Source organism: Clostridium sp. TJA020, assembly GCF_058310295.1.
In genome coordinates this window covers 205187-221738 of the sequence record NZ_JBZEFC010000003.1, presented here as the reverse complement: position 1 = coordinate 221738, position 16552 = coordinate 205187, and the positions used below count along the sequence as shown (strand labels likewise).

Genomic DNA, 16552 nt, shown 5'->3' with positions numbered 1-16552 from the left:
GTTTTAATTATTTAATCTATAGGAACGTTTATTATAACAATTTTCGAAATAAATAATCAGTTAAATTAAATTATAATATAAAATTATAGAAATAAATATATAATATAGAAAAAATATCCTTAATAATATAAAATAATATTAATATAGTAGTTTTATTTTACAAAGGAGAGATTATATATGAAAGTTATTGCAATTGTAAAAAAATTAGAAAATAGCAGTGAAAGTTCAGAGATTTTTAATTTAATTCCTGAATATGAGGTTCAAGAAAATGGAAGTATAAAAAAGATAAAAGAAGAAGATAAACAAAGCTTATTCCCTAATAACGGACAAGTTCTTTATATTGCTAATTATGGTAATGATAATAAAAAAAATTATGGTATATGGCAACATATTCCTAAAATATTAAATAGATATAACGGGAGAATGGTAAAAGTTGATGTAGATATGAATTCAATAATTCCATCATATGATGAAGATACCTCAGGATCATGTAAATTTGGACTTGCTAAATATAATCCAGTTAAAGATTTAAATCAAGATGATATTATCGAAATTTTTGAGGATAAGTCTATAAATAGTATAGAGGAACTAATAGAATCAAATGAAAGATATATAAAATTAGAAAATTTGCCATTGAATAAAAGAATTATGTTAATTATAGGAGATTATGTATATGGTCCATTTGAATATTCAGTTGTAGGAAATGTTGATGATAATGAAATTATAGCTAAACAAAGGATTAATATAACATCTTGTTCTAATGTTTTACCTAAAAATAGTATAAAAAAATATAAACTTAAAAATTTATATAATATAATAAAAGATGTTAATATATTTTATAAAAAAAGAAACTTTATTTATAGTAAAAAAGATTTAGATCTTATAGAAGAAGATGAAATTATAGATTTTATAGATAATGATACATTAGTAAATTTATTTAAAAAGATTGTTAAAAATAGAGATGAATATAAAATAACGAATGATAAAATAAAAATAATAAAAAAATGTATACCTAACTGTGAAAATATTGATTTTAAAGATAGTAAATTAAAAAGGTTAAGTAAAATTTCAGATAAATTAGTTGAAGATATAGAATTTCAGTCAATTATAAGAGCTGAATTTACTCAAAGTAAAGAATGGAAAAATTATATTGAAAATTATATAGAAAGAAATAATAATATAATTGAAGATATAGCTAAGAAAAACACAAAATATATTGAATTTGAAAGTAAATATCTTGAAGAATTAGATGATTTGGATAATGAAATAAATAAGAAAAATATAGAATTACAAAATTTAAATATGAAAAAAGATGAAATAGCTAAAAAGGAAATTGGATCTTATAAAAAACAAATAGATGAAATAAAAGGTACTTATAATAAAAAAAAGATTGAATTAGATAAAATATTTGAGTCTATACAATATTTGAAAGATGAATTAGAAACTTATGAAAATTTAAAAAAAGTTAAAGAAGAGGTTGCTTATTATGACAGAAGAAAAGATGAATTAAAAAATGATATAAATAAGGTTAAAGATGAATTGATAAAGGTTCAAAATGAAACTGATTTTGCATTAGCTCATTATATTAAAGATAAAAAAATAAAAGAAACTTTTGATAACGTTTTCTACAAAAAGGTAAGTTTAGATGATAATAAAAATTATGTTATACCTAAAATTAAAAGAATTAAGGACGCAAAGGATATAAAAAATATTTTTAAAGAAAAATTAGAAAAGGCAGGTAGAGAATTTAGTGAAGAAGATATAATAAATTTACTAATAAGTATTTCTCAAAATTTTATTACTGTTTTCGCAGGAGAACCAGGAGTTGGTAAAACTTCAATATGTAAAATAATTTCAAAATGTTTTGGTGCATATCCAGATAGATTTGCAAATATTTCAGTTGAAAGAGGATGGACATCTCCAAAAGATTTAATTGGATATTATAATCCAATTACTCAAGAGATAGAAAAGACGAATTATGATATGTACAAATTTTTAAATACTGTAAATAATGAAAAAAATTTAAATATAAATAATTTATATATAGTATTATTAGATGAAGCTAATATGAGTCCTATTGAGCATTATTGGTCAAATTTTATGCAGTTGACTGATGATTATAGAAGAGCTGCTATAGAATTAGGTGGAGAAAATAAGTATTTACTTACTGAAGGAGTTAGATTTTTAGCTACAATAAATTATGATCATACAACAGAAACATTATCAGATCGTTTTTTAGATAGAGCATGGGTAATTCTTATGGACACAAATGACAGTATAGATGATATAGATAATAATATCAATGATCATGTAAGTGAAGAGGATTTAGAGACATTAAATGAACTTATATCATATGAAGATATAAAAAAGTTTTTTGGAACTCCAACAGAAGAATTAAGAGAACATTTACAAAATGAACTTATTGTTGTATTAAGAATACTTAGAGAAAATAAAATATATGTAAGTCAAAGAAGTAAAAAAGCTATAATAAATTATTGTTCAGTAGCTCAAAAATATATGGATGTTGATAATGGATCATATTTACCTTTAGATTATGCGATATCTCAAAAAATACTACCTATGTTAAGAGGTCATGGTGAAGAATATTGTAATATGTTAAAATCACTTAAAGAAAATTTTGAAAGTGCTGGATTGAATAGATGTATGGCAATTATTGAAAAAATGTTAATAATAGGAGAGGATGAATATGAGTATTATCAATTCTTTGCCAGATAGTATATTTTTAGATATAGAGTTTAATGGATTAATTTCTCAAATAGTTTTAAAGAAAAATAATAAATTAATTTTTAATAAAGATAATTTATTGGAAAATATAACTTTTTATGAAGATAAATTTTATAAATGTACTTTAAGAAATATTCCGGAAAATTGTGAAAGTGTGTTTTTAATAATAGGTGATAATCAGGAAAAATTAAGTTATTACGGTGAGTCTACAATAAAAGTCGAATATTCAAATCTATTTAAGTGTTTATATGGTTGGAGCAATATAACTGTATTAATTCAGAGGCAAGGAGATAGTATATATTATAGTAGTGATTTTTTTTGCGTTGCTACTAATAAAATATCTGAAACTTTTATTAAAATTATGATAGATAATATTGTAAGTTTTGATAGCGAATTAATAGTAGACATATTTTCAAATAATATATCTGTTGAATCGATTAAAAATAAAAAAATTAATATTGAATTAATATTACAATTGTGTGAGAAAACGATAAATTTTTTTGGAAATAGATATAAAAACTTCAAACAAAATTGTAAAAGTAAAATAATTAGAGAAGATACTATAGCTAATATAAGACATGCCAAAAATATAAGCAATAGGAGTTTTAGATGGATATATGAGAATCCTAAATATTTAGATATTACTAATTATGATTCTAATATAAAGTATAGGAATATTAATTATAAAGTAACAAGTATATTAGCAGAAAAAAATACTATATCATATGATTGTTATGAAAATCAAGTTATTCTTTCATTTATTGAAATATTAAGAAAAAAAATATTACAAATCTATCAAGTTATAGATGAATTTGATGATTATAAGAGGTTAAAAAATAATTTTGAGATAGAAAAGGGATATATAAATGTTGATAAAGTATTAGAAAAATATATTAATGAAAAAAATGCACAAATAAAAGAAAGGGTAAATTCTATTAAAAAAAAGTTAGATAAAATTTATAATAGATATTGTAAATTATTTAATATTAAATTAAATAATTTAATAGTGAAGCCGAAATTTACAGATACTTTTAGACAAATTGCACACTATAGAGAAAGTTTTTCATTGATAAATGAGTTTTTAGAGTTTAGTGAATTCGATATTAAATCATATCAATATTTAATGTCTATAGCAACACTAGATAGAATGTTTGAATGTTATTGTTTGATTAATATAATAAAAATATATATGGAATTCGGGTATGAAATTAGCAAAAAGGATAGTGGAATAATAAATAAAAATAGTGAAAGAACATTTACTTTAAAGAAGAATAATATAGAAATTTATATTTTATATCAGAGTAAAATAACTTATAATTATTGTAATAATATTATTACATTAAATAGAAGAAGTAGAGGGTATTATATTCCTGATTTTATTATAAAATATATTAATATATCTAATGGTAAATATATATACTCAATTTACGATTCTAAATTTTCAACATTAGAAAATGTTCAAAGATATTATTTAAAGGAAATGTGCTATAAATATTTTATTGATTTATTTGATAATAATAAAATTAGTATTCCAATATTTAATTTGGGGCTGTTTTCATTAGAAGGAAATAAGAAGGATATATGGAGTATTGATGAAAAGAATAACAATGTATTACCAAAAGTTAATATTATAAAAATGTTACCTAGTAATCATGATAAAACAGTAAAGAATTATTTTGAATATATAAACAATATATCATATAATATTATAGAATGAAATTAATATTTAATTCAATTTAAAAAGTTAAGTGAAGTAATTTACTTAACTTTTTTATTTATAAAAATATAAAAGACATATAGGATTAAGAGGTATTTATATTTTATTATAAAATTAATTTCTAGCTTTTTGATATATAATTAATAATAAGTAAGGTGAAAGAAGAATTTTTGCATTGGAGATGTTATTTATGTCTATAGAAAAAAATAATGAGATAAACTATGTAGATTTATTTAATGAATATTATGAAGATAAAAGATATATTGTTTCTGATATAATTTTTAAAGAAAGTATTAGTAAATATATTTTTATTTTAGAATCTCCTCATAATGATGAAGTAAAGAATAGATATCCTGTTGCAGGAAAAAGTGGTATTGATATGGGAAAGTTTATGGGGATTTCTATTAATGAAAGCTTTGGAAGGTATGTTAAATTTAATCTTAATAAGGATATTTCAATTATAAATATATCAAAAGTGCCACTTCAAGAAATAAATATTTTGGATAATAAATATAAGTCATTATTAAATGGAGTATGTAAGCTTATAAGAAGTGGTTATAAAACTTTATCAAAGCATAGAGATAATGAAGCTAATCTTATAGAAGAAAAGCTTTTGAAAGATTTTAAAGTTAGATTTAATAATATAAATTCAGATAATAGAACTAAAATAATAGTTTGTGGAAAGTTTGCAGAAAGTTATTTTAATAAAATAAAGGAAGAATTAATTTTAGACGGAAGAGAGATTTTATATGTACCTCATCCTTCAAGACATCAATGGGATAATCCTAAAGGAGATTTACTTAAGTTAAGAAATATTTTTAGTAATAGTAACTTAAAAATATGAAATTATACATTAAATAATGTATAATATTTTAGATAAATAGGACGGAAGGAGTTACATATGAAAAAAATAGAAGTAGTAGCAGCTGTGATAAAAAAGGAAGATAAAATATTCATAACACGTAGGGGATATGGAGAATTTATAGACATGTGGGAATTTCCAGGTGGTAAAATAGAAAGTGGAGAAACAAGAGAAGAGGCATTAAAGCGTGAAATACAAGAAGAATTAGAGCTTGATATAAATATAAAAGATTTCTTATCTACAATAGAATATGATTATCCAAATTTTCATTTAACAATGCATTGTTTTATATGTGAAATAATAGGTGGAGAACTTGCATTAAATGCTCATAATGATGCAAAATGGATTTCTTTTAATGAATTAGAGAATCAAAAGTGGATTCCAGCAGATATTTTAGTTGTTAATGATTTGAAAAAGTTATAATAAAAAAGCTAATTACTACTTTTAATATAGTAATTAGCTTTTTTTTATGATGTTAAATAATCATAAATATCATCTCTTACTGGAGTGGTAAGATTATAATTAATTTCAACTGCTGTTTTGGTTGTATTATTCATTTTAAATTCTAATGGTTCTCCAAAAGTTTTTATATAGCCAAGAAAGTAAAATTCTTTTGATATTTTATCATCTTTATTTTTTCTAACAAATAAGCTAATAGAAACACCAAGTAATTCGGAATTATAAGCAGTTACTATATCATCAGATTTTTTTGTTCTTCCTGATTTTGATATAGCGATTAGTTGTGATGGTGATATAAATCTATCTTCGTAATTAATTGTATCCGAAATATCAATAGGTTTATTGTAGTTTATAAATACAGGATAGGTTTTTGTGATTTTATCAAATTTATATCCTCCTATATTAAGTGCAACTTCGCTTTTTTCCCATTCAAGTAACCTACAAACATCTTCGTAAGTATATTTTTGATATAATTGTAAATTTGTATCCATATACCTATTGCTATATAACTTATTATATCTATTCATACCAAAATAGACTAATTCTTGAACAATAAACTTAAAATTATTATTTTTAAGGCATGTTTTAAATTTATCTGATAATCTGTAATCAGAATTTGATTTTTCTAAAAAAATACAATCTTTATAAGTGTTTTTACTAGAGCCAGTTAAAAATTTATTAGTAAGTATATTTACAATATTAGTTTCAGTTGTCGTTTTAAAATTTATATTATAATCTTTTTTTAGTTCAATCTTTAATCTACTAATTAAATTAGTTTCATTAATATTTTGTAGAGCAATTTTAATAAGTAAAAGTTCATGAATTCTCTTTCCAGAAGCTAATTTTTTTGAAATGAATTCAATGAATAATTCTTCTGTTTTGTTTAGTTTGATTTCATATGATTTTTCGTACTTATTTAAAAATTTATAATAAGAACCTAAATTTTTATTATCAAATATTCTTAATGGGTCAATAGAATTATACTTATCAAAATCAATTAAGCTTGGAATTTTACCAAGCATCATTTTTAATGATTTATAATTTTCTTTAATAAGCTTTATATCATTAAAATTAGCATTATCAATAGATTCAAATATTCTTTTTTTAGAAATAGTATCAAAATTTATAGTAGAACAGCCAGGAATTATTCTATTACCCTCTGTTACATATTTTCTAATATTATCTTTGTTAAAAGAGTTATCACCAGATAAGGCAATTGGAATTAAAAAATTATTATTATAGTTACCTATGAAGTCTAATATAACTACATATTCTTTTGAATTATCTTTTCTAAGACCTCTACCTAGTTGTTGAACAAAAATTATTGAAGATTTAGTTGGTCTTAGCATAATAACTTGGTTAATAGAAGGTATATCAACGCCTTCATTGAATATATCGACTGTAAAAATATAATCTAATGAGTTTTCTTTTGAATCTTTTTCTAAAAGGTTTATTGCATTTTCCCTTTCTTTTTGACTATTATCAGATGTTAAAGCTAATGTATTAAATCCACGTTCATTAAACATATTAGAAAGCTCATGTGCTTCATTTTTATTGCTACAAAAGATTAATCCTTTAACTCTATCACCTGAATATCCATAGAAGTTGATTTTATCAATTATATGATTAACTCTTTCTTTAGATGTTAATAAATTAAAATCAGAGTTTTCATTAAGTTCAACGCCATTTACAGAAATATCTGATATTCCAAAGTAATGAAATGGACAAAGCAAATCTTCTTCTAAAGCTTGTTTAAGGCGTATTTCATAGGCAATGTTATAATCAAATATTTTAAAAATATCAAAGTCATCATTTCTTTCAGGAGTAGCAGTCATACCAAGTAGAAATTTTGGTTTAAAGTAATTTATAAACTTTTGATAACTAATAGCACCTGCTCGATGAACTTCATCAATTATAATATAGTCAAATTCGTTTTGTTTAAATTTTTCTAAAATATAATCTTTAGAAAGGGTTTGAACAGTAGAAAAAATTATTTCTTTATTAAAATCTTTGGTATTTCCTGATAGTATTCCCATAGTTTTTGTATCACCAAATACATTTTTAAAACTATTCAAAGCTTGACTTGCAAGTTGTTCTCTGTGAACCACAAATAAAGCTTTCTTAGCATTATAATTTCTAAGTTCAAAAGCTGAAAGATAAGTTTTACCAGTACCAGTTGATGAAATTAAAAGAGCTTTATTTGCACCGTTTTCTCTAAGTTTATTTAAGTTTTGTATAGCAGATACTTGCATTTTGTTTGGTTTAAGCTTGTACTGTTTAAGTGTTGGAATTTTAGTTTTTTTAGTAAATTCTTTTTGTTTTTTATAAATATCTTCATAAGTTTCTATCCAATCTAAATCTAAAGGGGATGCTTCATTCCAAAGGGTATTAAATTCATTAATAACACTTAATGTTAAAGCTCCATTTTCAAGAGAGGATATTTTCAAATTCCATTCTTTATTTTTAGTAAGTGCTGTTTGAGTTAGATTTGAACTTCCTATAATTATTTTATAGTGATCATTATGTTTAAACATATAGCCTTTTGTATGAAAATTTTCTTTTGTGTATAATTTAACTTCTAAATTAGAAAATTCTAATAGTTTTCTTAATGCTTTAGGTTCACTAAAATTTAAGTAATCAGTAGTTAAAATTTTACCTTTAACACCTTTTTCACATAATAGTTTTAAAGTTTCTAAAAGTGGAGTTATACCACTACTTGTAATAAAAGCAACAGATATGAAAAATTCGGTGCATTTATTAAGTTCAGATATTATTTCATTTAAAACTTTACTTCCTTTTGAATAATCATTCACTATTAATTTTGGAACTAAAGCTAAATTTGAATTTGTATGATGATTTATTAATGCTGTATTTGTAGCACTTATAAGTTCATTTTTTATTGAGGAATTATCATTATTATCTATAGCAATTGTCTTAAAGGTAAGACTGTTTAAATTATTATCTACAAAAGTTTTTGTACTCATATTTACCTCTCATTTAATAAAATATATTTGCATTTATATTATAGCATTATTAATGAAAGTATTAGATATTAAGTAATAATATGGATGTTTATTATTTCAAAGATATAAATAAAAGAAAAAGTTATAATTTAAAACTTAGAATAAAGTTAAACGTTTTCTAATATTAATAAGTAAGGATAATATTAATTTATAAAGGAGTTTTCATTTTGAACATTAAGAAGGAAAATATGTATCAATTAGAGGGAAGAGTACCATTATTTGATGCTATTCCACTTGGTATGCAACATGTTCTTGCAATGTATGCAGGTAACTTAGCACCTCTCTTAGTTGTTTCAGGTGCTCTTAATATGGATGTAGGAACTAAGGTAACGTTACTACAAAATGCAATGTTTGTTGCAGGTCTTATAACATTAATTCAACTTTATCCAGTTTGGAAGATAGGTTCTGGATTACCAGTTGTAATGGGAACAAGTTCAGGTTTTATACCAGTTAGCTTAGGGGTTGGAAGTCAATTTGGTTACGGAGCAATTATGGGTGCATCCTTAATTGGTGCTATAATGGAATTTTTACTAGGATTTATAATTAAACCTTTAAGAAAAATATTACCTCATGCAGTTACTGGTACTGTTGTATTAATTCTTGGTATTTCATTAATTAATGTAGGAATACAATTTGTTGGTGGAGGAGTTGGAACTCAAGGAGATCCAAGTTTTGGTTCTATTAGAAATATATCAATAGCCCTTACTGTATTTTTAGTAATAATTATATTGAAACAATTCTCAAAAGGATTTTTAAGTATTTCAGCAATATTAATTGGTATTGCTGTAGGTTATATTATAACTATTTGTTTAGGTATGGTAGATTTTACTCCAGTTAAAGAAGCAGCATGGTTTGCTATACCAAAGCCTATTTTTATGATTGAAGGATTAGAATATAGTTTTCATATTGAAGCTATTATTCCATTTATATTAGTATATTTAGCTACTACTGTTGAGACTATTGGAGATAATACAGGAATTGCAATTGGTGGTCTTGGAAGAGATATTACAGATAAAGAGCTTCAAGGTGCTGTTCATGCTGATGGTTTTGGTAGTGCATTTGCAACTCTTTTTGGTGTAATGCCTAATACATCTTTTAGCCAAAATGTTGGTTTAATTGCAATAACAAAAATAGTTAATAGATTTGTTCTAATGACTGGTGCAGTATTTTTAATTTTATGTGCATTTGTGCCAAAGCTTGGTGCAATAGTTGCATCTATACCAAATTGTGTTTTAGGTGGCGCAGTAATATTAATGTTTGCAATGATTAGTATTAGTGGACTTAATCTTTTAATGGAAGATGGAAAGATTTCAGAAAGAACAGGATTAATCGTTGCTGCATCTTGTGCTGTTGGACTTGGTCTTAGTGGATGTCCAGAAGTTATGCAACATCTACCACAATGGTTTCAAAATATGTTCAGTCAAGCTATAGTAGGTGGATTTGTAACTGCAACTATACTTAATTTAATATTACCTAAGGAACTAAATAATAAAGTATTAAATGAAGGTAAAAAGAGGTAAATTATAATTAAACTAATTAGAGTTATAAGGTTATTTAAAAATTAATTTAATAAGTTTACATTAAATAAAAGTATTTTAAAGATGAAGCATAAAAGTTATTATTAAGATAAAAAACACCTATAAGAATTATAAATCTTATTAGGTGTTTTTATTTTGAGTAGTTATATTTAATAAGTTAAAAATTTATTTTATAAATTACTATTATGATGTACTGGTGTTTGTGAAGTTGTTGCTTTTAATAAATCACCATTTAATTTTCTAACTTGTTTCAATGAATAATTAGAAATATCTTTACAGTGTTCAGTCATATAGTTTTCAGCCTTTTTGTGACTTCTCTTATAAAGTTTAAGAGCTTCTTTGTCACTAGCTTTTAAAGAATTATTTAATTTATCTTGAATAGCATCTAATTGAGGTTTAGTATATTTCTTCATATAATCATTATAGTAAGGTGTAGTTAAAGCACCAGTTGTTCTATAAGTCCAGTAAGCTGAATTTGTATCAGGTGTGTCTGTTCCTTCTCTGTATTGTTTTGGTGTTTGATTTATTCCTGAATAGAAAGGTACAAATACACTTGTTTCAGGTACTCCAAGAGATATCCAATGTATACATCCTATATCACTTGGAAGATTTGGTCTACATTGTAATATATGAGATTCCATTGTAAAAGCAACGTTTATAGGTCTGTATTTTCCTTTGTAATCTCCATAAGGGTCATATGGAGTTCCGTTAAAGTGAGATTTTAAAACTGTACTAACATCAGATACAGATATTTTTTTATCTGGTTTCAAAAACATTTTAAAATTTTTACTTGTTATATTTTGTTTTAAAGAAGGTGTTAAAATTCTTTGTCCATCCCACATTCTTGGATTATTATATTTAGCGTCTTCTTCACTTTCTGTTCCAAAAGCTTTTTTGAAACTAAAATATTTATCTTTTTTTGGATTATATAAGTTTTTTTCTTTAGCAAACTTAACTAAATCTTTTGAACCCATATAATTTTTAGTATCTTTTAAATCAATTTTATCAATACATAATTTGTTTGGAATTACTGCATATTTTGAATCAGGTACTCTAGTTGCAACCCAATGATGTCCAGAACCTATTTCCATGTACCAAACTTCATTTTTATCAGAAAAAATTACTCCATTAACTTCAGCAGAGCCTTTCTTTTCAACTATTTTTCCAAGTCTTTCAACTCCATCTCTTGCATTTTTTATGTATGGTAAAACAACAGTAACCATTGAATCTTCACCGATTCCGTTTTTTACTAATGGATCAGCTTTAAGTGCTTTATCATTTGCAGTTGCACTTTCTGTTGCACTCATTGCAACTCCATGTTCATTAATTCCTGCTTCTTCAAATTCCCCATCTTTTTTTGTCCATTCAGGAGTAGCAGTATATTTATAGCTTGTTTTTGGAAGCTTATATGTAAATCCATTTCCTTTTGATTTATAAGTTTCTACTTTATGTGTAGTTTTTTTGGGATGTACAACAAACCTTTTAGTCCAAGCTGTTTTAGCATCTTCATTACGTGCTATAATTGTTGAACCATCAGTAGTAGCAGATTTACCAACGACTACTGTAGTACAAGCAAAAGCATTGGTAACAATAGCTAAGTATGCCGCTAAAGTAAAGCAAGAATACTTAATTAACTTTCTTAATGACATAAAATCACTCCTTATCTTTTGTATACGTTTTCCTTTTAAATTTTAGAAGGTTAGATTTAAAAATTCAATTAAATATAGATGCTTTTTACAAAGTTAACGTAAAGATAATATTATTAATAAATTTAATAATTAATATAAAAAAATATAATAATTATTTTTATTATGAATTATTAAATATTAAATGAGAAATACTAAATTAAATAATAATTACCAAAAATAATTAAATTCAGAGGAGATTAAATATTATGAATAGTAATTTAAAAAGTGAATTTAAGTCTTATTTAACTAATGAAATGGAAGTTTAAATATGGGAATAAAAAATAGTGTTTTATTTCAGAAAAGGGAATTAAGACAGTTTTGTATTTTAAGATTTATTTTTGGTATTAGTTATAGCTCCATGATTCCAATTATACCTTTGTATTTTGATTCAATAGGAGTTAGCACAGTAGTTATAGGAATATTTATGTCACTTTACGGAGTTAGTAAAGCATTAGCTCAAATTCCTTTTGGATTAGTATCAGATGTAATAGGAGATAAATTGCTTTTAATGATAGCTTTAGGATTAATGACTTTTGTTCCATTTGCTTATACTATAGCACCTAATAATTTCATAGCTTGTTTTACTTATGTTATTCAAGGAGGAATTTTAGGTATGGCAGCACCTGCTACATTTTCAGTATTATCAAGGTCTTTAGATGAAAAGAGAAGGGGAGAGTGTACAGGATTTGCATCTTCAGTTTTTACTCTTGGAGGAGGTATTGGAGCTGCAATTGCTGGATTTATAATTGCAAAGTTTAATAATTATAATTTAGTATTTTATATTTCTTCAATAGGGATTTTATTAACTTTAATATTTACTATATTTAAAATAAAAAAATCAGAAAGTGCTAAAGAGAAAAAAGATAAATCATTAAAGTTTTTAAATAGAATAAAAACAATAGTAAAAGATATAAAAGAACATAAATTAGGATGTAAAATCTTACTTTTAGGGGTTATAGCTTTTTTAGGTGATTTTATATATGGGTGTGTAGTATCAATATTTCCTTTCTATGGTCAAGATGTACTTGGAGCATCTTTGGGATATACATCTATGATTATATCAATATATTTATTTATATTTGGTTTTGGAGCTCCAATAGGTGGTTATACAAGTGATAAAATAGGTAATAAAAGACAATTATTTATTTCTTTTATAGTTATGAATTTATCACTTCTAGGCCTATCAATATTTAGAAATATACCTATGTTTACAGTGATTATAATAATATATTTTTTAGGTGCTACTTTTTTAAATGCATCTCTTCAAAGTTTGCTTTCAGAATTTGGAGAAAATGAAAATATAAAAGGAATAGTTTTTGGATTTGTTGGAGCATCTGAAGCTACTGGATATGCAGTAAGCCCTATTGTATCAGCGTTTATATATAACTTTAATAAAAATTTTTTATTTATTGGAGTTTTAATTGTCTCAGTATTAGTGTCTATAATTTATTTATTATTATGTAAAAAAGCTTGTATAACAAATAATAATTGCAATAAAAATAAATAATATTTCAATAAAAATTTAATTATATTAATTAAAATTACGAACAATAAAAAACTTGAAAAATATAAAATTCGTGTTATAATACGTATGTAAAATAAAAAATCTCGTATATAATCGGTAATATGGTCCGAAAGTTTCTACCTGCTAACCGTAAAACAGCAGACTACGAGGGCTCCTTATAGTATATACACGATAAAAATAAAATGTATACACCAAAAAAGCAGCACCTCATGGACGGATGAGGTGCTGTTTTTTTGATTATTAGATAAACTTCTAGAGAATTGAGGGGGAAAACAGAATGAAAAAAGGAAGTATTTATGAATTAGAAGGAAGGGTACATTTAAAGGAAGCAGTTCCTCTTGGTATTCAACATGTTCTTGCAATGTTTTTAGGAAATGTTTCACCACTTATTATTATTTGTGGGTTATTAAATATTGATATAGGGACTAAATCTATATTAATACAAAATGCAATGTTTATATCAGGTATTGCAACATTAATTCAATTATATCCAAAATTTAGAGTGGGAAGTGGACTTCCAATAGTTATGGGTACAAGCTCTGGATTTATAGGAACAGAAAAGGTTATTGGGTTAACATATGGATATGATGCAATTATGGGAGCATCATTAATTGGAGCAATTTTAGAAATTATATTAGGATTTTTTATAAAACCTCTTAAAAAGTTGTTTCCTCCAATAGTAACAAGCCTTGTTATTATTTCTATAGGTCTTTCATTACTTCCAGTTGGAATTAAATATTTTGGTGGAGGTTCGGGTTCTGATGAATTTGGTTCACCAAAAAATTTAATTGTTGCAACTGTAGTTGTATTAGTAATTATTGCATTAAAACAATGTAAAAAAGGTTTCTTAAATGTTTCATCTATATTAATTGGGATTGTAGTTGGTTATATTTTGTCTATATTTTTAGGAATGGTAGATTTTACTGCTATTAAAGAAGCAGCTTGGATTAGTATGCCAAAGCCTTTTGTAACAGGATTTCAATTTAAGATAGATGCAATTATTTCAATGAGTATTATGTATGTAGCAACAGCAGTTGAAACTATTGGAAATATTTCAGCAATAACTGTTGGTGGGTTAAATAGAGATCCAAAAGATAATGAGTTATCAGGAGGAGTTATTGCAGATGGGGTAGCAAGTGGTATAGCATCAATGTTTGGTGTTCTTCCAAATACAGCTTTTGGACAAAATGCAGGGCTTGTTGCAGTAACTAAAGTAGTAAATAAATTTGTAATTATGACAGGTGCAGTATTTTTAATATTATCAGGATTTATTCCAAAGCTTAGTGCTTTATTTTCTGTTATGCCTCAATCAGTTTTAGGTGGAGCAGCTGTTATTATGTTTTCAATGATTTTAATTAGTGGAATTCAATCATTAATGAGAGAAGGCTTAGATGAAAGAAATAGTTTAATTGCGGCCTTAGCACTTGGGATTGGTGTTGGAATTGGATATGTTCCAGAAGTTTTATCAAAACTTCCAGAATGGGTAACACAAGTTTTTGCTCATAATAGTATAGTTATGGTTTTTGTTATAGCAACAGTTGTAAATTTAATTTTGCCAAAGAAAAAAAGTGAAGATGAAGTTATAAAAGAAAAAGATTTACAAATTAATAGTGTAAGTTAAAATTATTTGCTTATTTTTTTATAAATATTTACTTAAATATAGATTTTAGATTGTTTTGAGACATTATTAATTAAATTTAATATATTAAGAGTTTTATTGATTTTTTGCGGAGGGAATTTGTTTATGTTTACTATTAAAAATTATGTAGTAGCACAAAGTTTAGAAGAAGCTTATGAGTTAAATCAAAAAAAGAATAATGTTGTTTTAGGCGGAACAGCCTGGCTTAAAATGGGAGAACGTAATATACAAACAGCTATAGATTTATCAAAACTTGGACTTAATAAAATTGAAGAAACTGAAGATGCTTTTAATATAGGGTGTATGTGTACTTTAAGAGATTTAGAAGTGAATGCTTCATTAAATTCATATTTTGATGGAGTTATAGCAAAAAGCTTAATGAATATAGTTGGCGTTCAGTTTCGTAATGTAGCAACTATTGGTGGAAGTATATATTCAAGGTTTGGGTTTTCAGATATACTTACATCTCTTTTAGCTTTAGATACATATGTTGAGTTATTTAAAGGAGGAATTATACCTTTAAGTGTGTATAAGGACATGCCTTATGATAATGATATATTAGTGAGAATTATAATAAAAAAAGATAATAGAAAGGTTTCATATTTAACACAAAGATTAAGTGCAACAGATATTCCAATACTTACTTGCTGTGCATCAAGGTTTAATGGTAAGTGGCAAATTGTATTAGGTGCAACACCTAAGAGAGCAGATTTTATTAAAAATAGTGATGAAATTTTAAGTGAAATACCAACTAAAGAAGAAATAAAATTATTACTTGATAGAAATTCTAAAGAAATGAAATTTGAAAGCAATATGAGAGGTAGTAAAGAGTATAGAGCAATATTAGCAAGTGTTCTTGTAGAGAGAGGAATATGTGAAATTACTGGAGGTAACTATGAAGATTAAAATGTGGATTAACAATAAGATTTTTGAAGATGACATATTAGAAGATACTTTATTAATTGATTTTATAAGAAGTAAGGGATTTTTTAGTGTAAAGAGAGGATGCGAAACTTCAAATTGCGGATTATGTACTGTACATTTAGAAGGAAAGCCAATATTATCATGTTCAACTCTTGCCGTTAGAGCAAATGGACTTCATGTTACAACTATTGAAGGTTTAAAAGAAGAAGCAGAAGAATTTGGTGCCTTTATGGCAGATGAAGGAGCAGAGCAATGTGGATTTTGTAGTCCGGGATTTGTTATGAATGTAATAGCTATGAAAAGAGAACTTAATAATCCAACTGAAGATGAAATAAAAAATTATCTTTCTGGAAACCTTTGTCGTTGTACTGGATATATGGGACAACTTAGAGCTGTTAAAAAATATTTAAATTCATTAAAGGAGGACTAATA

11 protein-coding genes and 1 riboswitch are annotated in these 16552 nt (G+C 25.0%); of the genes, 9 read left to right on the top strand and 2 right to left on the bottom strand.

The window, feature by feature from the left end; all coding sequences use genetic code 11:
* Nucleotides 1-177 precede the first annotated feature (177 nt).
* The 4 genes from AC4FQ1_RS07035 (at nucleotide 178) to mutT (ending at nucleotide 5747) form a co-directional block, all read left to right on the top strand.
* A complete protein-coding gene (locus tag AC4FQ1_RS07035) occupies nucleotides 178-2736 on the top strand; it encodes a DUF8727 domain-containing protein (protein ID WP_491169321.1) in 2559 nt (852 codons plus the stop codon).
* Entirely contained in the window at nucleotides 2708-4462 is a 1755-nt protein-coding gene (locus AC4FQ1_RS07030) for a hypothetical protein (RefSeq protein WP_491169320.1), read from the top strand. Before AC4FQ1_RS07035 ends, AC4FQ1_RS07030 begins: the two co-directional genes overlap by 29 nt.
* A 190-nt stretch (nucleotides 4463-4652) precedes the next feature.
* Nucleotides 4653-5306, top strand: a complete 654-nt coding sequence (locus tag AC4FQ1_RS07025; RefSeq protein ID WP_491169319.1) for a hypothetical protein — start codon at nucleotides 4653-4655, stop codon at nucleotides 5304-5306.
* A 57-nt stretch (nucleotides 5307-5363) separates the two neighbouring features.
* A complete protein-coding gene (mutT, locus tag AC4FQ1_RS07020) occupies nucleotides 5364-5747 on the top strand; it encodes an 8-oxo-dGTP diphosphatase MutT (protein WP_491169318.1) in 384 nt (127 codons plus the stop codon).
* 44 nt (nucleotides 5748-5791) lie between these two features.
* Here the strand turns inward: mutT and AC4FQ1_RS07015 are convergent, their stop codons facing one another.
* A complete protein-coding gene (locus AC4FQ1_RS07015; RefSeq protein WP_491169317.1) occupies nucleotides 5792-8767 on the bottom strand; it encodes a DEAD/DEAH box helicase in 2976 nt (991 codons plus the stop codon).
* A gap of 206 nt (nucleotides 8768-8973) precedes the next feature.
* Between AC4FQ1_RS07015 and AC4FQ1_RS07010 the strand changes: the two genes are divergently transcribed.
* Complete coding sequence (locus tag AC4FQ1_RS07010; protein ID WP_491169316.1) at nucleotides 8974-10326, top strand: uracil-xanthine permease family protein; 1353 nt, start codon at nucleotides 8974-8976, stop codon at nucleotides 10324-10326.
* 188 nt (nucleotides 10327-10514) lie between these two features.
* Here AC4FQ1_RS07010 and AC4FQ1_RS07005 read toward each other — a convergent pair whose 3' ends face one another.
* The gene (locus tag AC4FQ1_RS07005) at nucleotides 10515-11993 is read right to left on the bottom strand and encodes a C69 family dipeptidase (RefSeq protein WP_491169315.1); all 1479 of its coding nucleotides are present in this window, start codon (nucleotides 11991-11993) and stop codon (nucleotides 10515-10517) included.
* A 307-nt stretch (nucleotides 11994-12300) separates the two neighbouring features.
* On the opposite strand from AC4FQ1_RS07005, the gene AC4FQ1_RS07000 reads away from it, so the two are divergent.
* From AC4FQ1_RS07000 to AC4FQ1_RS06985, 4 genes are all read left to right on the top strand, one after another.
* Entirely contained in the window at nucleotides 12301-13539 is a 1239-nt protein-coding gene (locus AC4FQ1_RS07000; RefSeq protein WP_491169314.1) for an MFS transporter, read from the top strand.
* 81 nt (nucleotides 13540-13620) lie between these two features.
* A riboswitch (purine riboswitch) is annotated at nucleotides 13621-13722 on the top strand.
* A gap of 112 nt (nucleotides 13723-13834) precedes the next feature.
* Complete coding sequence (locus AC4FQ1_RS06995; RefSeq protein WP_491169313.1) at nucleotides 13835-15178, top strand: uracil-xanthine permease family protein; 1344 nt, start codon at nucleotides 13835-13837, stop codon at nucleotides 15176-15178.
* A 123-nt stretch (nucleotides 15179-15301) separates the two neighbouring features.
* Complete coding sequence (locus AC4FQ1_RS06990; RefSeq protein WP_491169312.1) at nucleotides 15302-16102, top strand: FAD binding domain-containing protein; 801 nt, start codon at nucleotides 15302-15304, stop codon at nucleotides 16100-16102.
* The gene (locus AC4FQ1_RS06985; RefSeq protein WP_303130553.1) at nucleotides 16092-16550 is read left to right on the top strand and encodes a (2Fe-2S)-binding protein; all 459 of its coding nucleotides are present in this window, start codon (nucleotides 16092-16094) and stop codon (nucleotides 16548-16550) included. Before AC4FQ1_RS06990 ends, AC4FQ1_RS06985 begins: the two co-directional genes overlap by 11 nt.
* Nucleotides 16551-16552 lie beyond the last annotated feature (2 nt).